General features: G+C 46.8%; 13 protein-coding genes and 1 pseudogene. 5 read left to right on the plus strand and 9 right to left on the minus strand.

The window, feature by feature from the left end; genetic code table 11:
• The first annotated feature begins 52 nt into the window (after positions 1 to 52).
• Together GILYN3_RS07790 and GILYN3_RS07795 are read left to right on the plus strand one after the other, a co-directional pair.
• The gene (locus GILYN3_RS07790; RefSeq protein ID WP_157484874.1) at positions 53 to 313 is read left to right on the plus strand and encodes a hypothetical protein; all 261 of its coding nucleotides are present in this window, start codon (positions 53 to 55) and stop codon (positions 311 to 313) included.
• The gene (locus GILYN3_RS07795) at positions 310 to 522 is read left to right on the plus strand and encodes a hypothetical protein (RefSeq protein WP_049722317.1); all 213 of its coding nucleotides are present in this window, start codon (positions 310 to 312) and stop codon (positions 520 to 522) included. Before GILYN3_RS07790 ends, GILYN3_RS07795 begins: the two co-directional genes overlap by 4 nt.
• Positions 523 to 720: 198 nt before the next feature.
• On the opposite strand, the gene GILYN3_RS07800 is transcribed toward GILYN3_RS07795, so the two are convergent.
• From GILYN3_RS07800 to GILYN3_RS07810, 3 genes are all read right to left on the minus strand, one after another.
• Positions 721 to 1,740 carry a hypothetical protein gene (locus GILYN3_RS07800; RefSeq protein WP_049722318.1) on the minus strand — a complete coding sequence of 340 codons (1,020 nt, stop codon included), beginning with the start codon at positions 1,738 to 1,740 and terminating at the stop codon, positions 721 to 723.
• A 142-nt stretch (positions 1,741 to 1,882) separates the two neighbouring features.
• Positions 1,883 to 2,446: a hypothetical protein gene (locus tag GILYN3_RS07805; protein WP_157484875.1), complete on the minus strand. Its 564-nt coding sequence runs from the start codon at positions 2,444 to 2,446 to the stop codon at positions 1,883 to 1,885.
• A 210-nt stretch (positions 2,447 to 2,656) separates the two neighbouring features.
• Positions 2,657 to 4,513, minus strand: coding sequence for an endo-1,4-beta-xylanase (locus GILYN3_RS07810; RefSeq protein ID WP_084005194.1), 1,857 nt, complete (start codon positions 4,511 to 4,513; stop codon positions 2,657 to 2,659).
• A gap of 321 nt (positions 4,514 to 4,834) precedes the next feature.
• On the opposite strand from GILYN3_RS07810, the gene GILYN3_RS07815 reads away from it, so the two are divergent.
• On the plus strand, positions 4,835 to 7,384 hold the full coding sequence (locus tag GILYN3_RS07815; RefSeq protein ID WP_049722321.1) for a CotH kinase family protein: 2,550 nt from the start codon (positions 4,835 to 4,837) through the stop codon (positions 7,382 to 7,384).
• A gap of 182 nt (positions 7,385 to 7,566) precedes the next feature.
• Here GILYN3_RS07815 and GILYN3_RS07820 read toward each other — a convergent pair whose 3' ends face one another.
• Both GILYN3_RS07820 and GILYN3_RS07825 read right to left on the minus strand, forming a co-directional pair.
• Positions 7,567 to 11,682, minus strand: coding sequence for a PVC-type heme-binding CxxCH protein (locus tag GILYN3_RS07820; protein ID WP_049722322.1), 4,116 nt, complete (start codon positions 11,680 to 11,682; stop codon positions 7,567 to 7,569).
• 298 nt (positions 11,683 to 11,980) lie between these two features.
• A complete protein-coding gene (locus tag GILYN3_RS07825) occupies positions 11,981 to 13,180 on the minus strand; it encodes an endonuclease/exonuclease/phosphatase family protein (RefSeq protein WP_084005196.1) in 1,200 nt (399 codons plus the stop codon).
• Positions 13,181 to 13,503: 323 nt separating this feature from the next.
• On the opposite strand from GILYN3_RS07825, the gene GILYN3_RS07830 reads away from it, so the two are divergent.
• A complete protein-coding gene (locus GILYN3_RS07830) occupies positions 13,504 to 16,647 on the plus strand; it encodes a TonB-dependent receptor (RefSeq protein WP_049722323.1) in 3,144 nt (1,047 codons plus the stop codon).
• A gap of 190 nt (positions 16,648 to 16,837) precedes the next feature.
• Here the strand turns inward: GILYN3_RS07830 and GILYN3_RS07835 are convergent, their stop codons facing one another.
• The 4 genes and pseudogenes from GILYN3_RS07835 to GILYN3_RS07845 form a co-directional block, all read right to left on the minus strand.
• Positions 16,838 to 17,233, minus strand: coding sequence for a hypothetical protein (locus GILYN3_RS07835; protein WP_049722324.1), 396 nt, complete (start codon positions 17,231 to 17,233; stop codon positions 16,838 to 16,840).
• Positions 17,234 to 17,317: 84 nt separating this feature from the next.
• Positions 17,318 to 17,428, minus strand: a pseudogene (locus tag GILYN3_RS17035) (excalibur calcium-binding domain-containing protein); the annotation flags it as partial.
• Between the two features lie 523 nt (positions 17,429 to 17,951).
• Positions 17,952 to 20,573 carry a delta-60 repeat domain-containing protein gene (locus tag GILYN3_RS07840; RefSeq protein ID WP_049722325.1) on the minus strand — a complete coding sequence of 874 codons (2,622 nt, stop codon included), beginning with the start codon at positions 20,571 to 20,573 and terminating at the stop codon, positions 17,952 to 17,954.
• A 357-nt stretch (positions 20,574 to 20,930) separates the two neighbouring features.
• Positions 20,931 to 21,857, minus strand: coding sequence for a LysR family transcriptional regulator (locus tag GILYN3_RS07845; RefSeq protein ID WP_049722326.1), 927 nt, complete (start codon positions 21,855 to 21,857; stop codon positions 20,931 to 20,933).
• Positions 21,858 to 21,990: 133 nt separating this feature from the next.
• Between GILYN3_RS07845 and GILYN3_RS07850 the strand changes: the two genes are divergently transcribed.
• Positions 21,991 to 23,031 (plus strand): zinc-binding alcohol dehydrogenase family protein, encoded by a 1,041-nt coding sequence (locus tag GILYN3_RS07850; protein WP_049722327.1) that lies wholly within the window; start codon positions 21,991 to 21,993, stop codon positions 23,029 to 23,031.
• The last annotated feature ends 39 nt before the right edge of the window (positions 23,032 to 23,070 follow it).

Here is a 23,070-nt window from a genome sequence, read left to right on the forward strand (position 1 = left end):
GTCGCAGTGCTGTGGGCGTGTAATTCAAGTTGACAAAGAACTGGGGATTACTGTGCAACTGCAGCATTCAGACTCAAAAGTACAGCAGGCTGATTTTATTCTTCCACCTAATTTGTCCGCTTGGTTTAACGCGCCTGCGGGCCGTTTTAGCCATGCGCCCAGTGGCGTCGATATCGAAAATCCCGATTACTTAGTAACCTGGGATATACACCGCACTCAAGAAGAGCGCACTGATGGCCAGCATGAATGGTGGGATTGGGTACCTAATATGCAAACACCAAGCGCCGGCCAAGACACGGCTAAAACCCATTGAGTAAAACTAAACTGACCGTTGCGCTTATTGCAGGGGTAAAACTAGAACGACATTATCGCCATGGCGCAAGCCAGCAAAGGCGACGATCTTATGGCTACCGCATCGAGTTTATTCAGCTGGTACGCAAAGCAAAAATGGCTAAAGAGTGTAACCCATCTAAGATTATGCATGCTGCTTACTCGAAATCTAATCGCGAACAAGCAGCATAATACTAAGCAAGAAACAACATAAAACAGACAAGCCTATAAGAATCTGCGGTTCAGATTATTTAATACACTGATCGATTGGGGCGTTATGCCCAAAATCTAACTAAAACCTCTATCAATAACTACCTTCTTAGAAAAAATTCTTCTCTCACATCTATTATTAAATAAATATGTCGCCGGACGCATCTAGTATTAGCTGGTCTAAGAGCCACTTTGAACCCTGCGTGAATGAAGTTCCGGCACATACTTTTGTATGGTCTCAGGCAATCTAGTAATGATTGCTGCACGCACCTCTTGCCAATAAACGGATAAGATCAAAAGTCCACTACCAATCAGCATTCCGGTTAAGGCAAAACTATAATTTAAGCCGCCAATCTCTCTTAATATGTTTGATATTGCAAACACAACATAGACAAGCGATGAAACCATAAAGGCACGGCGATCGACAGTAATTGACAACAGTGTCATTAGTGCATAAAGAATAATGACAAGAAGCATTCCGAAGACTGATTCACTACCATCAAAAATACCTAAACTTGAAAATACTGGATGAATAATAAGAGGCGCCGCAAGAAGATGAAGCCAAAATGCCACATCTGATTTATTGGTTGTACGCGCCCGGTCAGATGAATCCCAATGCATAGCAAAGACAAATGTTACCACTCCACATATGAACAATATTGGCAGTAAATAAGTCTTCCCGTCAGGGTGTATAGTTAGCTCCACTGAGGCGGCTAAACTCACTATTGCCGCGGTCCCAGCAGCAATAGTGATAGGCACACCAAATCGCCGCCAATGAAGATAAGCTGACACCGATGCCGCAGCTGCAGCCATCACAAAAGATATCTCTGACCCATCATCGTATAAATCAAGAAAAAAAACAAAAACACCACCAACAAATGCTAACAACAAAGAAATAGAAGGTAATGCCATCTTTCTTTTTAAGGTAAAAAATTCGGACAAGCACCAAGACAAAACAAAGAACGCAAAGATACCAAAGCTATCATTAACACTTCGTGCCACCCACAACGTAGAAAACAGCAACAATCCGCATGCAATAACCACAAAAATATCATTAAAACTATTTATTAGCCTAAAATTCTCTTCATCGACAAATCGTGTTTTTTTATGATTTTCTAATCTTAGTCTAAACTCACTAACAGACTCTTTAGAAAATATTCCTTGATCTATCGCAAAGTTAAGATCCTCGTTGGTATACATAAACAATATCCTTATATCTAAAAAATACAATAACTATTTAATGAATCAACCAAGGTGATGGCTTTATATACAAGGTATATTCATCAATTAAATCAATGCTTTCGTAATATTTATTATCAAAGGCTATCACTTTAAATTACTTCTAAAAATTCGGCAGTGGCTTATGCATCCAGCACTGCAAAATATCATCTAACTCTTGCGCCAATGATTCGTTACTACACTTAATATGCTTTATTTTTTGTTCGCTAGGGTTATACCACTGTATTAGTATTGCCGTCACTACCGACAACACGCCCACCACCACGGACTTTATCAAACCAAAATTCAGTATCGACATGATCGCCGTTAACGAGCCCAGGCCTAAAAAAACAAGCATAAATAGTGATGAGTACATATTGGTACGCACAATCGGCTTTAAGCACTCTAAGCTATGCCGGCTATCGATGGATGAAAACCTACACCAGAAATCCTCCAATTGCTTTTTGTTGTAAAAAATAAGGCAAACCATACCCAGTTCACACAGAAAAAACACTTGAAAGGATATGTTTTTAAGATAAGAAAGGAATTCTGACTCTTCACCTGTGGCAGAAACATAGATATACCCAGCATAAATCACGACAACCATGATTATGGAGAATGGTACGACTATAGGGGTTTTAAATACTCTTTTAGCGGGGATATTCGATTGCATATACGAATCTTCCATTGATACATCGTAAATTTTTAAGTTATAACATTGATACTAATGTCTGATATTTAACCGACTTACGCCCATTAATCACTCTGATCGCCAGCCAGTTAGACACCTATCAGAGCAACTGAGTCGTTCAGGGCTGCCCAGCTACGGCTCAGCCGCCCTCACCTGACGGCTTGATATGAACTATAAGATAGCTCGCAGTAATAATACAGGGTTCACTCAGCGCTGCAAAACTATTGGTATTAAAGCCCCGGCAACCTCACGACTAACGGTAAACTCTTGCGACTGCACAGTGCCATCGAGCTTATAACTTAAGCGGTAGCGGCCATAAAATCCTTGTAAATTCACCTTACCCGCAGTATCACTAGTACGCTGCTCGTGGGTATGCCAAGTATGCTTTAGCAGCTTTTGCTGCGCTAAAGCATTGGGTTTAGGCTCGCCTTGGGCATCAATTAACGCCCCCAAGGGCTGCCACATCTGCGGCTGATAAAAGCCCCAACGAGTAATACCCACAGTGGCCGGATGAGCAAATACAGCCGTATAAAAATCACGGTCATACTGAGCCTGGCCGGCTTTATCTCGGGTGTTTAAATCGTATTCTGTAATGCGCAACGGCAAACCAAACTCAGCAAATCGATCGAGAATTGGCCAGAGCTTCTCTGGTGGCGTTACCAGCGAGCTAAAATGCCCCTGCAAGCCTATACCGTGGATCGGTGCACCTAAAGCTTGCAGCTTTTTAATGGTTTGATAGTAATGATCTTGCTGATTCTGATTAGCCCCGCCATCGGTTAAAATCGAGTTTTCATTAATATACAGCAGCGCCTCTGGGTATTGCGCGTGCACCCGCTTATACCAATCAGCCACGGTCTCCAACCCGACAATATCAGTCCAATCTTGTTCGTGGCGCAGCTCGTTAATCACGTCCAGCTCTTTAATGCCGTAACGCTTTAAAAATGGAATCACCTCATCGATATGTTTATTTACACGGGCAATAAAGGCGGCACGGTCATCTTTTAATACCAGCAACTCTTGCGGGCTAAAACTAAACCCCGGATACAGTAAAACGTGGCCACGGGTGGGTATATTATTGCGCTGAAAATAGCTCGCCATAGCCTCGTACTCGGCGCGTCGCTCACTGTTTGCCCACCCCCAATCGGCCCAATAAATAGGGGTTGTCGCGACATTAAAATACTCTTTCAGCCACTCTCTATAGCGCTCGGCCTCGTCTGTTTTTTGTATCAATAATGAACTGATAAAAGTGCCAAACTGGTAATCGTGATCTAGTTGTTCGATTGTCACGTCGTGTCCTGCAAACGGTGCTCCATTGGCCGTTAATAGCTGTAGAGTTACACTCGCAGTGCGATTTTTTTCGATCATTTTTTTAGCAGTTTCACGCCACAGGGCATTTTTATCCATTCCATCATAAGATAGTGACGTGGCTGGCAGCTGCTCGGTCACCGTGTCAGACGCTAAACGCAGCACCGTCACACCAGCAACATCTAAGGTTTGCTCCCCTAACGCCAGATGCAGACTTAAACCCAAATTTCCAACGGGGTAATCTGCCTCTGCCTGTCCAAGAGCAATCACTTGACGCCAGTGCTCAGTAACATTAGTACTCACATCTGCTATTGAGTGCCACGTGGGCTGATTACGCTCTAGATAACCGGACACCTTTGCTTTACCACTGCCGGGGGCCGCTCGTAAATACAAACTTGCCAGCACCCAATCGCCCTTTTTTACTGGCTGAGTATTTTTACCCGTCTGCAGCGTCACGTCCCAAGAGTTGACCGCCCCCTGTTTCGTCTTAATACGTAAAAAACGTGAAAACAGCGGGTGATCGATAGCAAGCCATTTATTCGCCTGTAAAGCATCAGTGCCAGAGACAAGCATACCCAGCTGTTCAGCCTTACCAAGAGAATCTCCACCATAAATAACCTTGGGGTCGGCGCTTGAGGGTAATTGCCCAAGTAATTCGCTTAAATACGGCGGGGCTTGATTTGCAAAGACAGGCGTTATGACCGCAAGCATGCTAAGTAAAAAACACCGATACGCAAAGACAAGATAATGTGATTTCATGATTGCAAACTCCCGTAATATTTTTATTCATTAGATTTAGCAAACCGCTTACAGCACCTTAAAGCTACGCCCGACTATATCAAGTTATGTAATACGGTTTAAAATCGTAACCTGATTAATCGCACTCTAGTTAATGGCTGCCTCTAATCTTCGTCAACTAGCATTACCCGATAGCCAAGCCGACAGTCTCAAATACAGAAAATCCATACTTTCCCCATCATAACTGCACACTTTACACACATTTGAGGTTTACATTTCTTATGTGTGTATCAAATCGATCGCGTCTGATTTGGTATTTTCGATAATACAGCGAGATACCCTATGTTAAATCACTTTTCCCCTCGTCTTACGACGGCCATAACACTCACCGCACTACTGGTGGGCTGTGGCGGCAGCGCAGACAACACCCTTGAGTCCGAAGTTGAAGTTGGCACTGACAGCAGTACTGAGACTGGTACGATTGTTATTAATGAGATAGTGGCCAAGGCCGCCGACGGAGGAAATGATTGGATTGAGCTTTATGTAACAGAAGGCACTGTAGATTTAACAACATACACTATTGTTGATAATGATCTTGAGCATACCCCACAGGCCTTACCCGCCATATCAATCTCCAGTGGCGAATACTTATGGTTAGAAGCCATTGATGAGGAAGATGCCGCAACAGCTACAGGCTACTATGTAACCTTTAAATTAGGTTCCGAAGATTCAGTTACCCTATACAACAACGCTGAAATTGTGGACACCATTAGCTGGACTGATGGCGAAGCCGCCGAAGGCAATAGCTATGGTCGCCTGCCCAATGGCTTAGGTGAGCCGCAAACCTTAACACCAACCCCGGAAGAGACCAACGCTGCGGAGGATGATAGCGATAGTACACCGACAGATACCATTGTTAATGAAAATGCAAAATTAAGAATTAATGAAATAGTGGCAAAAAGTGCTGATGGTGAATACGACTGGATTGAATTATATGTTAACGGGGATGATAGCGTTTTTCTTGGCGATTACAGCTTAAGTGATGAAGATTCTGCTCTACAGAGCCTTCCCGCTATCACTCTTAATCCCGGTGAGTATTATCGTTTAGCGGCCAGTAAAGATACAGTTGAAAATATTGAATCAGTCGCTTTTGGTCTGGGCTCTAGTGACACTGTAAATTTATACCTAAATGACGATCTTATTGATCAGTTATCTTGGAAAAAAGAGCAAGCACTTATTAATTACAGCTATGGCCGCTATCCCGATGGCAGCGATGCCTCTTTTACCCTAGTACCAACTGCATTAGAAACTAATGTTATCGCCGAAAAGAATCAATTGTTAATTAATGAAGTGGTCGCCAATGATGTATCCGATGGCGATGACTGGTTTGAGCTATACAACAATACCAGCAACTCTATATCCCTTGCCGACTACAGCATTATTGACGAAAGTGACGATATTGAAGCCGTAAGCTTGCCAGATATTATTTTACCCGCAGGTGAATTTATAGTTATTTATGCCACCAAAGATAGTCTAGACATTAATTATGTACCTTTTAACTTAGGTAATAGCGACGAGCTGAGCTTACGACTAAACGATGAAGTGATCGATTATATAGACTGGGACGATAGCGATGTAATAAAGGGTTATAGCTACGGATTAACATCTGATGCTAGCTGGACAGCCGACACCTTAACACCCACACTAGGTGCAACCAATCAAGCTGTTACCGTGTTTGATACTAGCGTGGTAGAGTCTATTTATATCGACATCGATGAAAGTGAATGGAGCGATTTACTGCAAAACGCTTTAGATGAAGAATATCACCCCGCCAGCATTGCCTTTAAAGGTGTAACACTCGATAAAGTAGCCATACGTACAAAAGGCAACTCTAGCTTGTCCGGTGTTTACCAAATGGGCAGTGAACGCTATAGCTTTAAAATCGATTTAAATGAATATGTCGATGACCAAAAACTTTTAGGACTTAAAAAGTTTACTCTACACAACTCCTATAAAGACCCAAGTTACATGCGTGAGCCGTTGGCTTACGCTCTTATGTCAGAAATGGGAATTCCAAGCCCTAAAAACTCTTACGTTAACCTATACATTAACGGTCAGCTGCACGGCTTATATTTAATGGTCGAAGCCATTGACGGTGAGTTTCTAGAAGACAACTTTGCCAATTCATCCGGTGATTTATATAAACCCGACGGTGTTGGTAGTGACTTACAGTGGATAAGCGACGCATTTGATGATTACACCGATGTATCCCTTAAAAGCAATGAAGACTCCAGTGACAACGGTGCCTTTATGAATTTTATCGACACATTAAACAACGCTGACGATCTCAGCTCGGTCAATGTGGACAATATTCTTCGCTATATGGCGGTCAGTGTCGCCCTTTCAAATCTAGACGGTGTTTTTTCAATTCTTCCTTGGGATTTTAATGAGTCGTTTGGAACCTTTAAAATGGACTGCAACCAAAATGACTTACGCAATCTAACCATTGACGAACCAACCTCTGGTGCACTTTCTGAGCGACCTTTGATTGCTAAGATATTCTCCCAACAAGAGCATCTCGACAATTACCATTATTACCTTCAAACGCTTATTAACAGCTCATTATCTGACGATGAATTCCGAGCAAGAGTTAATAATATTGCCGATTTAATCCGAGATCATGTAGCTGCAGATCCAACCGCTTTTTTTAGCTTGAGTAATTTCAATACATCATTGACCAGCGACATCGGAGAAGTGTATGGGCTAACGAGCTTTATGGCAGTGCGCACAGCCAATATTCAACAACAACTCGACGGTACTATCAGTGCATCTGGCGATGGCAGTGGTTATTGCTCTGGCGGATCTGCCATCCCTGGTGGGCCTCCCCGTTAATCGCAGGTAAAAAGGCCGGCGTTATAACCGCTTAATAAAATCAGCTCTTAATCTTTATCATTAAACATAAAGATTAAGAGCTTTTTAGGTGTATTAATGGTGCTTTATCACAGCACGGGATATGCCCAAGTGAGTTTTTAGGATAGCCAGAAACCCTATTAATAACCCTCTTTAGCAAACGATTATTCTGGATACTTTTGCTCTAACTCAGAGGATTGCCAAAATCCGCTTTGTTGCGACGTTGCCGCACGCACCTTGGCAACCTGATCGGCACTAATGGCCGTTGCACTATTGCCAAAAGCATTGCGTACATAGCTGAGCACCGCCGCTAGCTCATCATCATTTAACAGGTTTTTAAACTGTGTCATAGGTACGTGTCCGGCGTAATCTTGGCCTTTAACGTTGATCGGTCCAATTAATCCGTGCAGGGTAATATCAATAAGTCGTTCAGGGTTTCCAGTGACCCACTCGGCACCCGCTAATGGCGGAAACTGTGCCGCTGGTAAGCCTTTACCATCGGCTTGATGGCAAGTACCACAGTAACCCTCGCGGTTATAAATCTCTCGCCCAGCCTGCCACATCGCTTGTAGCTCGGGGGCGATTGTATTGGCCTCAACCTGTGAGGTCGGCTCAGGTAATACAACACTACCGCCTAGATATTTGGCAACTTGTAAGTAGGCTTGCCGTCCCCACCGATCAACCGGCAACTTGGCCGCGTTAACCACAATATCAAGCGCGTTATCGCCGCCGAGCCACGAAGCCGCGATTACCGCCTCTAGCCTGACACGCGGATGCTCATCCGCCGCCGCAGTCAACAACAGCTCTTGCGCATCATTAAATTTAGCTAGGTTGTAGCGCAACCCCCGCACCGCCGCTGCGCGCACTTGAAACGATTTCGCCTGTAGCAGTTGCCGAGCAAGTTGCAGATCTTGCGGGGCATCAGTAAAACTAACCCACAAGGCCTCAAGCATTAAAGGTTCCGCATCGCGCCCTTTAGATTTTAAGTTTTTTAACCAGCGTGCTTTGCTGGCCTGTAGCTCGGCTTGGGGCAATTTACGCAGCTCGTGTTTAATACGTGAACGAAGATGTAAATCGGTGCTGGTAAGTCGTTGCCACAAAGCATCAGCATTGAGCACGGTTAAGTCTTCCACCTTAGCCAGCGATCGTTTTGGATAAGTCACCCGATAGAGACGACCATGGGCGTGGTCGCGTAACGGATCGCGGGCATTATGCTGCATATGGCCAATCAGCTGATTGTGCCAATCAACCACATAGAGCGAACCGTCGGGAGCAAAATCCATATCGACCGGGCGAAAATTCGGATCGCTCGACTGATATAGATCCATTCGGAAATAGCTGCTATAACCGGCCCCTTTATCGTCAATACTGTGCTGCTTAGCGCCCAAAAAGCCAATGCTATTATTCAGCAAGTAATCCCCTTGCACCTCGTTAGGAAAATGTTCACTGGAGATAAAAATTAACCCAGATGTAGGCCGCACACGTTGGCTCTCTTGCACCAGCGATTCGGTGCCCACGGTTAGCTCGCCATAATGAGTATTAACCTCGACCGGTAACATCCAGTGCATATCGGGGTTCGAGGTCGACAAAAAGAAATCCTGCCCCCAGTGGTCAAAAGCGATACCCCACGGATTGGGAATATGAGTTTGCACCACTCTCTCGAGTTTTTGGCTGCGCGGCTCAAACCGATAAAACCCACCATTGACCGCCCGCACAGGGCCGTACGCGGTTTCGATATTAGAGTGTAAAAATACCCCTTCGGCCAATATTAAATTACCAAACGGATCGCGGCTAAACGCACTAATCGCATGATGCGTATCGTGGGTATCAAAGCCGCTTAAAATAATGTCTCGCGTATCGGCACGATCATCGCCATTAGTATCGCGCAGCAACACTAAATTAGGGGCTTGCGATACATACACACCCTCGGGGGTTAGCTCAAAGCCAATGGGCAGATGTAAATGATCGGCAAAAATCGTTTCTTTATCGGCTTTACCGTCGTGGTCGGTATCTTCATAGATTAATATTTTATCGTTGGGTCGCGCATCGCCCGCTTTGTAATGCGGGTAACTGGGCATCACCGCCACCCATAGGCGGCCTTTGCCATCAAACGTAACCTGCACAGGGTTGGCTAAATTGGGAAACTCCCGCTCCGAGGCGAACAGCTCGATCTTATAGCCATCGGCCATGATAAATCGGTCCAGCGCATCTTGACCGTACAAGTAGGGGCTATCGGCACTTTGTGGCGAGTTGGTGGTAACCGCTCGTAAATCTACGGTGTTAGCATCAGCGCGGGCTCGATCAAACGGCTGTTGTTTTAACATCGCCCAAATTTCAGCCTCGCGATTAGCGCTTAACTGACGCGACTTTAACAATTCATCGGGGTAATTGTCTGGCCCGTAAGGCTCAAAGCGACGCCCGTGCACATGTACGCCATTGGGCATTTGGTAGTGATTAAACCAGTGAAAATTTTTGTCGTTGACCAACTCCACCAACTCGCGGTTTAAAACCGGTTTTTGGCTAGGCGCACCAAACAGCAAGGTATTTAACAGCTGTCCAAAACGACGATAACCCTGCTCGTTTAGCTGGGCGCCGTTTACCGTCAGTTGCTCGGTGCCGGTGCTAAACCAACGTAATGTTTCGCTAAAAACATCGACAAACTCGACGCCCTTTTGCTCGGCCACCTCTTTCATAACTTGGGTATACAAAGCTAAATTAGCATTGTTATCCACGCCATCGGGTAGCTCATGGTCATAGGATAAATTTTGAAAAGCAATGGGAGATACCAACACCAAGCGCGGTGTACTGTTGCCGTTATAGCGCTGCGCCAACGTATGCTCGACAAATGCCGTCAGCTCTTTTTTATAGGCATTAACACCGGCTTTACCGGCAAACGATTCGTTAAAACCAAAAAAAGCTAACACTACATCCGACTCAAACTCACTCAACCATTCGTCTGGTGTCGGATAGTGGCCCGCACCACTGTGATGAGCAAACTCCGGCTTAAGTTGTTCGCCACCGGCAAACGCCCACTGTGAGTTGCGCGAAGCGTGTGGGCGAAATGCCGGAGTCATGCCTGGGCGCGCCAAGTTGCGAACACGAATATCCTGCGGTCCATGGCGGGCGTACAGCTCGCTTTCAAAATAGCCGTAATGCAGCATCCGCTCGGCCAAGCCATTGCCTATTAAGGTAACCGAGTCGTTGTTGTTTAAACGTAAATTAATGGGTTTTACTGGCGATTGGGTGGCGGCAGACAGCGCCGGGGCGGTCACAATTGAGCGGCCCGACCGTCCAAGAGCAAAATCTGCAACTTTTAAGCCTCGGGCTAGATAATAATCGGGCGCCTGAAACCCGTAGAACGATGGTTCGTACCTATCTACCGGCGTCACATCGGCACGCGCCGGCACGCTTTTACCCAATAGGTAATAACTGGCATTCACCACCAAACGGCGCAGTGCTGGCTCTGCAAAATCAATGGCGGCACCGGCGGTTGTGGCAAACACCGAACCCTCGGCTTTGCCATTTGGAGCGGTATAAGACTTCAACCACGCCAGCGGCATCATCGGGTTGTTTTTATCGCCTGACAGCGGTTTTGAATCGCGCGCAAGCGACTCGGTCACCGCGCCACGCAACAATACAGTCGCCTGCTGCTGGTCGAGATGCTCGATGCCGTAGATGTCCGATTGAGTAAAAATATCCGTCGCCGCATTTAGGATCGGATGATTGCGATGCGCCGGTTCAACCACCGCGCGACCGCCCTGCACCTTGTGCTCACCATGATGATTAAGCCAGTTTTCACCGATAACATTTAGGCCAAAGTTTTGCCAATCGTAACCGCCGTAGTGGTCATCATTATTAAACGCGTGAGTCGCGGTGCGGATCGCTATTAACGGCTTAGCCGCATTTAAATAATCCAAAATCGGCTGTAACTGCTCGCCCGGCAGCTTGCGCCAGCGTGTCCCCAGAATTAACAAATCGGCGCTATCCAGCGCCGCCAGGCCCGGAATATTGCTATTCTCGTTGGGATTGATAATCTCGCGCGTTTTATCCATCGCAAATAACACAGTAGTTTTAAAGCCATGTGTTTGGCTTAAAATCTTAGCCAGCATCGGCGCCCACTCTTCCGAGCGGTACTCTTCATCGCCCGAGACTAAAACAATATGCTTATCTTGTTTGATCGACTGTGGTGGCTCAAACACCAAATGATCAAGATTGTTGGCCAAACTCAAGTGGGTAACACACAGCAAGACAAGGCCAAGACTGATGGTCAGGGATTTCATATTATTATCCTGTGGCTTTTTATATATCTTATTAGGTATAGCATCGGCACGATTAGCTGCGCACGAAGGGGCCATTAAATATTACAAAGTGACTAAAAGAACAATTACGGCACGGTGATTCGTTATTGTAAGACCCATAAAGATTGCCCAAATGCCCGCGTAATCACAAGCGAGCGGCACCACAGGTGAACACAAATTAACAATAATTACCAAATACTAGGGCGCCCCCACAGCTATTACTCGGCGCAAGAAGGTATTAGAGCCGCCCTTTACAGAAAATGCTCTGGCTATATTCGCATTAATCTTGCCCCAAGCGCACATCGACCCACACCAAACGGTGGTCAGAGCTGATGCCGCGCGCCCCAATCAAATCACTATGCGGCTCGTCAGGCGCGGGCCAAAACACACCGGCCCCCGTTACCGTCAAGCCGGTAGAGGGCAGTACATAATCTGCTCGCAGCCCCCAACTGGCGGTATGATTTGCGCTTTCTTTACTATCTGGACGAGCCAAGTAAGCCCCGCGGCTAGCAGGCTTAGGATCTTGCACCCTCGGGTGCTGCAGCAGTGCGGTGATCGCCTCGCGCCGGCCATCACCAGCCACAGCCGACGCATTGAGATCACCCAATAGTACAAAAGGCGTATCGAGATGCAATCGAGCAGGCTCGCCATCATCATTGTATAAATACTCTGTGCTGCCACTGATGTAATCGAGCCACAAGCGCACTTCATCGTGGTTGCGTGCTCCGTTGCGGTCCTCGGGCCCATCAAATACTGGCGGAGTCGGGTGACTGGCCAGTACCCGGAGGGTTTTCTCGCCAATTTTAAGCGGAATATCCCAGTGCGACTTTGATGATAAACGCAACTGCGACCACACAGCGTCTGAGTAAAAAGGCGTTCCATCAGGGTTTAAAGGCCGTGCGGCTTTAGGCATATCGGCCCAGACAAACTTTTGAAATGTTTGCACCGCATCGAGATCAACAGGATAGCGGCTGAGCAACACCATGCCGTAATGGCCGGGGTAAAAACCAAAACCGTGAGCATCAGCCGGCGCACTAATAGCGTGGTCGCCATCGTGGCGCAACAGCACACCGGTATTAACCTCGCCACGATAGTGATAGGGATAATGAATTGGCTCGGCACCTTGATGCGCTACCTCTAGATAGTTTTTTTGCCACAAAGTTAAAGTGTCTGCCTGCTCGCCCGCTTGAGCGGTGTTGTCAAACTCATTGAGCAGCAAAATATCGGGTCTCACGCGCTGAATAATCTCGGCAATGTGATGAATTTGCCGGTTGTTAGCGCTGCGCAGTTCGCGGGTCAAGACCGCGGCGCTTAATTTGGCGGTATCTGCCTGGTAATTACGTGCCTCCATGCTTACATTAAAAGTGGCGACACGCAGCGTATCCGGTGCCGAATCATCAGTAAACATCTCACTTCCGTGGCCTGCACTACTTAACACCATTAATACCCCAACCAATCTACACGTTCGATACAGTTTCATTTGGCAAGCTTCCACTAGAGACATAAGACGTAGCCGCCAGTCTACCCATGCTATATGACTACTGTGTTATGTGACTACTGTGTTATCTAACTACAGCACTTCTGTCACGCTGCTGACTTTGTTTTGTCACCTACCAGTCACAGAAATTTCGCATTGCTTCGTTACAGTCCTCGGGCCAGTGCATAGAACGCCAATAAATCTCCACGCAGATTGCGACCACCATGTGCGAAGCTCCGCAACGGAGTTCGCTGGAGAAACCTGCACGACAAAACAAATAACGCGCTGGCCTAAAACTACGGATTAACCTAATGGGAAAGAACGCCATGAAAAAAACCTTAACACGAAAGACGTTAGTCGTCGCAGTAGCATCGGTTATCGGTAGTGCACTACCAGCCATAGCTCAAGAAACCTCTTCTGCGATCCAGGGACAAGTGACCAACAGCCAAGGTCAACCACTGGATAACGCCAGTATAACCATCACTCATACGCCATCTAATAGCCAAAGCGAGATCACCACCAGCGATAACGGACACTTTAACGCGCGCGGCTTACGCGTCGGTGGGCCTTACACGGTTAGCGTGACATCGGCCGAGGGCAACCGCACCGTACAAGACGTATACTTATCGCTGGGCGATGCGTATCAGCTAGAAGTTGTGGTTGGCCAGCAGCAAACCGAAGAAATTTTAATTATTGGTAACCTGCAAGAGCAAAACTTTTCGGCGGTTGGCCCCAACACCACGTTCAGCTTACAAGATTTAAAAAACGCACCGGCCATTAATCGCGACTTAAAAGACGTGGTGCGCCTCGATCCCCGTGTGTATATCGACGAATCCTTTGGCGATGCCATTCAGTGTGCCGGAGCCAACCCACGCTTTAACAGCCTGACCGTTGACGGCGTGCGCATGAACGACAACTTCGGTCTAAACAGCAACGGTTATCCGACCGAGCGTATGCCGTTCTCTTACGATGCGATTGATCAAGTCGCCGTCGAGCTAGCGCCGTTCGACGTACAGTACGGTGGCTTTAGTGCCTGTAATATCAACGCGGTAACAAAATCGGGTACCAACGAATTTCACGGATCGGTGTTTTTTGATTACACCGACGACGCCATGGGTGGCGATTCTCTAGAAGGCGACAGCATTGACATCGCCCCCTTTGATGAACAGCGTTACGGCATCAGCGTGGGCGGCCCTATCATTCAAGATACGCTATTCTTTTTTGCCGCTTACGAAAAACTCGACGGGGTAAACACCTTTGATCGCGGCACCGCCGATGCCAACGTCGCCACCCCAGTGGAAGGTGTATCAGCGCAACAAATCGCCGAGATTGAGCGAATTTCCAACGACGTTTACGGTTACGATCCAGGCTACTTTCCATCAAGCCTGCCGGTAGAAGATGAAAAACTTCTGGTTAAAGTTGACTGGAACATTAACAACAGTCACCGCGCCGCACTTACCTATAACTACAACGATGGCTACTCTATATCGCAATCCGATGGCGACTCAAACGAGCTTGAGTTTTCTAATCACTACTACGAACGTGGCGCAGAGCTTACCTCTTATGTAGGGCAGCTGTTTTCTGACTGGAGTGATGCATTCTCGACCGAAGTTAAAATCGGCTACCAAGAGCTGGACAACCGCCAATTATCTCTCGGCGGAACTGACTTTGGTGAAGTTCAAATCAGCACCGAAAATGATCACGACAACGACGGTAATTTTTCTGAAGCGACCGTCTACCTGGGCTCGGACGACTCACGTCACGCCAACAAGCTAAGCTACGAGTCATTCAATCTTAAGCTTGCCGGTAGCTATCGGATGGACGACCAAACCTTCACCTTCGGCTACGAGCGTGAAACCTTTGACGTATTCAACATGTTCATCCAAGAATCTGAAGGTGAATACCGTTTTGACTCCATCGCCGACTTTGAAGCGGGTACACCCAGCCGCATCACCTACGAGAACGCAGCAGGCAGCAACGTTAAAACCGATGCCGCCGCTCAGTTTGAGTACGCGATTAACACTTTGTATTTACAAGATGAAATATTTTTAGATGGCGGCGACTTAAAAATTGTGGCGGGTTTGCGTTATGACTACTACGAGAGTGATGACAAGCCTACACAAAACTACGATATTTTAGCGGCCTACCATATTAACAGTGCGCAAAACTTAGACGAGGCCGACCTATTACAACCACGTATTGGGTTTAACTGGAACCTCACTGACGTGTTAGAAATTCACGGTGGCGTGGGCTTATACTCAGGCGGCAACCCCAATGTTTGGCTATCAAACAACTACTCAAACGACGGCGTCACTCAGATCGAAGTTCAAGATCGCTCTGGTGACTCGATCTTAGATATGGCATTTAGCGGCGAAGGCCGGCCAATTTACGACATTCCACAAGGCCTATATGACCAAGTCGCCAACAATCAAGGTTCTAACGGTGGCGTGAACTTACTGGACCCTGAGTTCGATCTACCCTCGGTTTGGAAATACGCCTTAGGTGCTAGCTATGAGTTTTCTGGTGATCTGATTGTGTCGGGAGACATTCTTTACAGCCAATATGAAGACTCCGCTATTATTTCTGACATCTCACGAGTTGCCACTGGCACCGCACTTGATGGCCGCCCAACCTATGGCAGTATTGATGGTCGCTCGCAAGACTTCATGTTAACCAACGTCAAAGGCGACTCTGGCGATGCGCTAACCATTTCGGTAGGGGCCAGTAAGTACTTCGATGTTGGTTTAGAAGTGGCAGCAGGTTACGCCTATAGCGATGCCAAGGACGTAAATCCAATGACCAGCTCGGTGGCCTACTCTAACTACACCAACTTAGCGACCAGCGACCCAGAAAACCCCGGTGCCGAGACATCCAACTACAATATCCCGCACCGCTTTACCACCAAAATCGCCTATGAAGCTGCTTTATTTGACGACTATGAAACGCGCATTACTCTGTTTGGTTCAGCCAACAAAGGTCGCCCTTACAGCTACACCTTCAACCAAGGCAGTATGTTTGGCGACTCGACAGGCTTTGTATCGCGCCACCTGTTGTACGTGCCCGACACTAACGATAGCAATGTCGTTTACGGTGACGATTTTGACGTGGCAGCATTCAACCAATGGATTGATGACGAAGGCTTGGAGCGTGGCGAAATCCTTGAACGCAACAGCCTAAACAGTAACTGGTGGACTAAGATCGATCTAAAAATCGAGCAAGAGCTTCCGGGTATTATGGATGGACACAGCTCATCTATTTACTTAGTCGTAGAAAACCTAGGCAATCTGCTTAATGACGAGTGGGGCGTGAACTACGAAACAAGCTTCCCCCGTGCGCAGGCCGCCGTCGATGCCAGCATGGATGATCAAGGTCGCTATGTGTATGAGAAGTTCCGCGATCCCGCAGGCCCAACCCGCGTAGGTAGCTCCTCGTTGTGGGAGCTGCGTCTAGGCTTGCGTTACGAGTTCTAAAGCACTTAAATCAACAGCAAAAAGTAACACCAATTAGATTAGCCCAGCGTTGCGTCATGCCGCGCTGGGCTTTTTTATAACCGGCTCTAAACCTAAGCGTTTATAATACAAATAACACATCTTTGATGGCTATCTTTCTAACCTAAAATGTACCACGCCCTCAGCTTTGTATGTTGCATAGCAACTCTAATTAATAAGACACCTTAGCCTTATTCTTGAGCTTGTCTTTGAACACCGGATAAAGGTTATAGGTTGGATAGAACTCATTGCTAAAGGCTTTCCAAGCGCTTTTCTCTACCGCCAAATTAACATCGCGCAGCTTGTTGGCGGGAACCTCTAGTGTCACCACCTGCCCTATACCCATCATTACGTACCAATTTACAACAGAAGTCCCCTCTGGAGGAAAACTCTCAAAAAAGTTCTGCTCCTCTAGAATCTGCTGATATTCCTCAAAGCTATTGCTCTGATCATGTTTTAAAAAAACCGTCAGCAATATTGAATCTTCAGGTTGCTTATGGACTTTTTGCTCGGCGAAAGATGTAACACTGATTAACAACGCCATAACAACAGCAGATAACTTAAACATAGAGTTTCCTCATCAGGTAGGGACTTAAAGCACCATTGGCTTTAAGAGATTTAACACGCGGCACACAATTGCCAACGCATAAAATTAAAATCTGGAGTCATTCTCGCAAGGAATACCGTCATGATCACCATCCATTTTGGTATCTGGGCAGTTTCTAATAAAGAAAACGGCCTCTTGCCTAGAGGTCATTTGACTGCAGTGTTGACGCCCATCACAGCTAAATTTTTGGTTAGAAGGCTTATGTTAATTTATAGGCCTTTGGGTTACCCGCGACTCATCAGTTACCATTCGATCTTAGTACAGCGTCCAGCCGGCGAACGCCAGCACACCCATAACTAAGACTTTCTTTATCATTATTCAAACTCACTTGGATTTATATAACCCTTCTTTGCCAAAAAAGCTATAAAAATTATTCCAACAGATAGCTTTCGGTTAATTGCACTTTAGCTATAGAGAACTCTACATGGGATTCAATACTTAAGCTAAAAAGATTCACTTATAACTTTTTATACTATTTAAAAAATAAGCAACTGTATTTTTATAAACGACCACGATGCCTAATTCTACGGCCTAACGTTAAAACCTAAGCCTAAGACCTACAGTTAACATTTGTATACCTACCCCAACACCTACATCCAGCACATATAAAAAAGAGCCCATATAAAAAGGCCAGCTATTGCTGGCCTTTTTAAACACTGTATAGCACTAAAAAATTATACTACCAAATAACATTGCCAGTATTTTTATCAATCGCAATTACTGGCTGATGAGCCCGACCGGCAATAAAGCTGAAAGAGCCAAACAGGTACAGAGTATCGCCATCCAGAATTATATCTGCGACTTGGGCATTGGGCTCCAATCCCAAAGTGTCAGCTGACCAGCTAGACAAATCGTAAGTCAAGAACTTATGACAACAACCAAGATCTTCATCCATCGTCATCATATCGCCCCCAAGGTACACATTCAGGCCATCAAGTAACGCGACTTCTACCGATCCTAAGACTTGGCTGGAAGTTAATATTGGATTGACGATTTCACCATTAAAAGTATTAACCGAGTAAAGCGATTTTTCCGAGCTATCTGCACCACCAATAATCAAAACATTCTCATTGGCCTCAAGCTCTTGAATATCAATTTTGTCTAGAGCTTCGGCATCAACTTCAAAGTCGGTTAATTGGCCGCTAGCAATGTCAAACTGGGCAACACCATTACGATCTTCGCCATCGACGCTTGTAAACTGTCCACCAATGTACAGTTTATCCTCAACCGTCGCCAAGGTTACAACACTGCCATCAATAGCTGCGTTCCAATCCAGCAAGGTATTGCTTGAAAAATCAAATGCGGCGAAACCATTACGACTCTCACCGTTAACCTCGGTAAACTCACCCGCTATAAACAGTGTGTCACCAGACAGTTCAAGCGCGTCAATCGGAGCATTGACCTCTAAAGGCCAATCTACTTCTTTCCCATCCGATACTCTGACCGTACGTGTAAAATTATAAGCCGGTTTGTAAACAGGAGGGTTAGAGCCCTCGACTAGAACGACACCACCGTGTTCTAAACCTAAATATATAACACCGTTGTGTTCAACCATATCATTCGTGGCCGACACATCCACTTCACCTAACGATCCTTCAAATAAGCCAGTATCGGCTTGGTACACTTGCAAGCTTTGAGTTTGCAGCTTGAACCAGCCCATATAACCTGCAAGCAAAAATTTACCCTGCGATACTTCTAGATCGTTAATTGCCCCCAAAGGTTGTGCGGGGATATTAATCAGTGAATCGGTAGTAATATTGTAGGCTCCTAGCGGCTCATTTTCACCGTTAACAAAAGAACCTAAAAGCAGCAGTCCCTCATTGGTCTGAGCAAAGAAGGCTGTATCACTGTGTTCCGGCAAAGTCCAAGATACCTCTGCAGCCGTTTCTACATCAAAGGCTATAGGGTAAGTAGGGACAGTTCGATTTGGCATATCAAACGCATACAACGTATCACCATCAACGGCTATATCAACAATAAAGGTGTTATCGGCCAGCTGCGGCTGCCACTCACTCAGCTCACCCGCCGTGTTAATAAATCCAAGATCATATGCACTTATTATTGTTTCAGTATAAGCGTGAGCAAAGAAAACTCCATCAGCATTAGCGCTGATGCTCATTATCTTTCCGGCTAACACGTGATGCCATAACCACTCGCCGCTTGAAACACTTAAAGCACTGAGTACACCATCACCAAAACCACCGTTCTCTTTCGGTTCATAAGATGCAATATAGAGTGTATCACCCGCCAACGAGACATCTTGCCATTGGTAAGCTTCAGTATAATTTTCGTTATTCGCTATCGTTGGCAACTGCCCTGTCGCAAGGGCCAGCCGCGCGACACCTTGGCGAGAGAAGCCATCGACCGCAGTGAAGTCTCCAACTAGAACGAGATGGTCAGCGACTATTTCCAGATAATTAACTTCACCATCAACTGAAATATTCCAATCTTTATCGACACTTCCCTGAAGGTTAATCCGTGCAATATTAGCGCGAGGCACTCCAGCCACGGCATCGAATTCACCGGCAATAATCCAGCCATCATTATCGGCCACGACAGAATTTACGATGCCATTAACCTGTGGTAAAGCTCCCGTTAACAGACCGTCCGCGCCATCGACCTGAGCCAACGTAAATGTTGTGTAGGCTTTATCGTTTGAAGTGACATATAACTTATCGTCAACAAGCACCGCAAGCTCGCTATTGCTTGCAGATTGAACTAACGGCTTACCCGCTGCCAGCGGCGAAAAACCAGCATCCGACTGTAAAACAAAATAGTAGCTTTCTCCCAGCAACAAATCGGCGGAGGCAGAATCCCAAACCCCTTCACCTGCATTCACACCCATTTGCGCACCCGCGTTTTCACAAGATGCGTAGTTTTGCCAGTCACAATTAGGGTCTGTAGACCATAAAATGTCTACCTCTAGAGAGCTATCCCAGCTTATTTTTACAGCCTGAGGCTCAGAAACTACTTTTAAAGCATTAGGCTTTTGCTCGATAGATATATCGACATCACAACTTTGCGTCACCGACGAAAGCCGAAAAATAACCTCATCATTTTCTTCAATAAGACTACCACCACACCCTGCCGCTGAAACAACCCCAAAACCTGCTGCTAGCCCCAGATCAACATCAAATGCCCCACCATCAGCAACTTGCATAGAGGTGGTAGATGTCTCGCCGGACACAGTTTGATTAACAGTAACGGTATTGGAATCGGAATCTGATGAACTGCTCGAACCTCCGCAAGAGGTCAGCATTATCGCCGATAATGTTGCAATATAGAGTGGATTTACTCGCATGCTCTTTCTCCTTAAAGTTTAAAAAACATGAATCCTGTCAGTGCGAGAGCGCGCAATAGATATTTTATACGGGGAATGTATGCGCAATGAAATTGCGGCGATAAACCAGTAGGCAGAGCTGTCCGTTGCGTACATCATTCCATCTCGAGCACAAATATAACTTTATTGGGCCGAGTCTATCACAACAAATAATAATGACTATTAATATTGTGTGAAAACATTAACTTGAGCCTTATATGTAACACTTTATTACATCTAAGATGGTTGCTTAGGCTTTATCTCGCGCTAGCGAATCGGCCCCCTCCTGTGTACAACTTTATTACTCCGCGTTAAAGCTCTAACGTGTTTTTATACGCGCTATTGGTCAGGCTGCTTTAGCCGCAAGGCAAAGCGCTCGCGCAGAATATCGCGCAGCAGTAAAACCGCTGGCGTAATTTGTTTTCGGTTAGGGCAAACCAAGTGTAAATCGATGGGGGGAGATTGATACTCAGACAACACCCGTACGACTCGCCCCGCTTGTAAATCTGGTGCCATCTCGATGCGTGACTTAAATGCAATCCCCTTACCCGCCACCATCCAGCGCCGCACGACATCGCTATCGTTAGCACAGCGGTTACCCGCTACCCGTATATTAACCGACTCCGATGACTTAGCGCCCACGCCCTGTGTCGGCACAAAATCCCAAACATCGTAAGTGCGGTTGCTGACCTGAAACAGCAAACAATTGTGGCGAGTTAGCTCCTCGGGAGTTTGCGGCGTACCAAATTTGGCCAAATAATCGGGCGCGGCACACAGCACCCGCTCAAGACTGGCCAGCTTAAAGGCTACCCGCGATGAATCATCCTGCTTGCCGTAGCGGATCGCCAAATCCATCCGATCGAGAAAAAAGTCGGCCAATGAATCGCCCAACATTAAGTTAATCGACAACGCTGGATGCTGATCCATAATGTCATCGATCCAGCCAAGCAGCAGGTTGCGGCCTAAATCAGAGGGCGCCGAGACACGTAACTCACCGGCAATTTTACCCTCCAGTGCATGAATCGAGGCGCGCCCCGCCGCAAGGTTATCTAACGCTTTGCGGCAGTACAGCAAAAAGCGCTCGCCCTCATTGGTGATTCTAAGCTGCCGAGTCGAGCGAATAAACAGCTGCACCCCAAGCTGGCGCTCTAACCGCTTAAGCGCTGCACTGGCTGCCGCAGTGGTAATATCCAGCTGCTCGGCGGCGCGGGTAATACTGCCGCAATCGGCGGTATGAACAAAAAGAGCAAGATCGGCTGTATTCATTGTCAAATAATTTTTGATTATGTTTTGGCTATTACCCTATTTATAGCACGCTCTGTACGATCAATAATAGCCCTACGCCGTTACCTAACGGCCCCAAACATAACTCAGTATGACACTTAACAAGGAATCACATATGAAAGCCGTCGGTTATTTAGAGCCTCAAACCATCGATCAAGCAAGCGCCTTAATAGACATCCAGCTGGATACACCCACCGCCACTGGCCGCGACCTTCTGGTTAAAATTCACGCAATTTCGGTCAACCCAGTGGACACCAAAGTGCGCAGCGGTGCCAAGCCCGATGCCGGTCAGCATAAAATTTTAGGTTGGGATGCGGTAGGTGAAGTCGTCGCCACCGGTGATCAAGCGCAACTGTTTAACATCGGCGATTTGGTCTGGTACGCCGGCGACATTACTCGCACCGGCTCTAATGCCGAGTTTCAGTTAGTCGATGAACGCATCGTGGGTGCAAAACCCAGCTCGCTCTCAAACGTAGAAGCCGCCGCCATGCCCCTTACTGGTATCACAGCGTGGGAGCTGCTGTTTGACCGGCTGGACTTTACCCCACTATTAGATGGCCAAGCGGGTGCCTCATCAAATGCACCGCAAGCGCGACTATTAATTATCGGTGCCGCCGGTGGTGTAGGCTCTATCTTGACCCAACTGGCCGCCAAGCTCACCAACGCCATAGTCATTGGCACCGCCTCACGCGAGCAAAGCCAACGCTGGGTAAAAGAGCTAGGCGCAGACCATGTAATCAATCACCATCAGCCGCTAGTGCCGCAACTTAACGCACTGGGGATAGAAGACGTCAGCCACGTGATTAGCCTTACCCACACCGAGCAACACTACGATCAACTGGTAGAGGCACTCGCCCCGCAAGGCAAACTCGCCTTAATTGACGACCCACAAGGCGGCCTTGATGTGATGAAGCTAAAGCTAAAATCACTATCTCTGCACTGGGAGCTAATGTTTACCCGCTCGATGTTTAACACCTGGGACATGCAAAAGCAGCACGAGCTGTTAACCCAGCTGGCACAACTTATTGATAAAGGCGTAATTAAAACCACCCTAGGCGAGCACTACGGCACCATAAATGCCGAAAACCTAAAGCGCGCTCACGCGCATATTGAGTCTAATCAAGCCGTAGGTAAGATTGTTCTGGAAGGTTTTTAAGCCAGCGGTGCTTTTCAAGCTCCGCCTGAGGCGGAGCTA

This window comes from Gilvimarinus polysaccharolyticus, assembly GCF_001187555.1.
GTDB lineage: Bacteria > Pseudomonadota > Gammaproteobacteria > Pseudomonadales > Cellvibrionaceae > Gilvimarinus > Gilvimarinus polysaccharolyticus.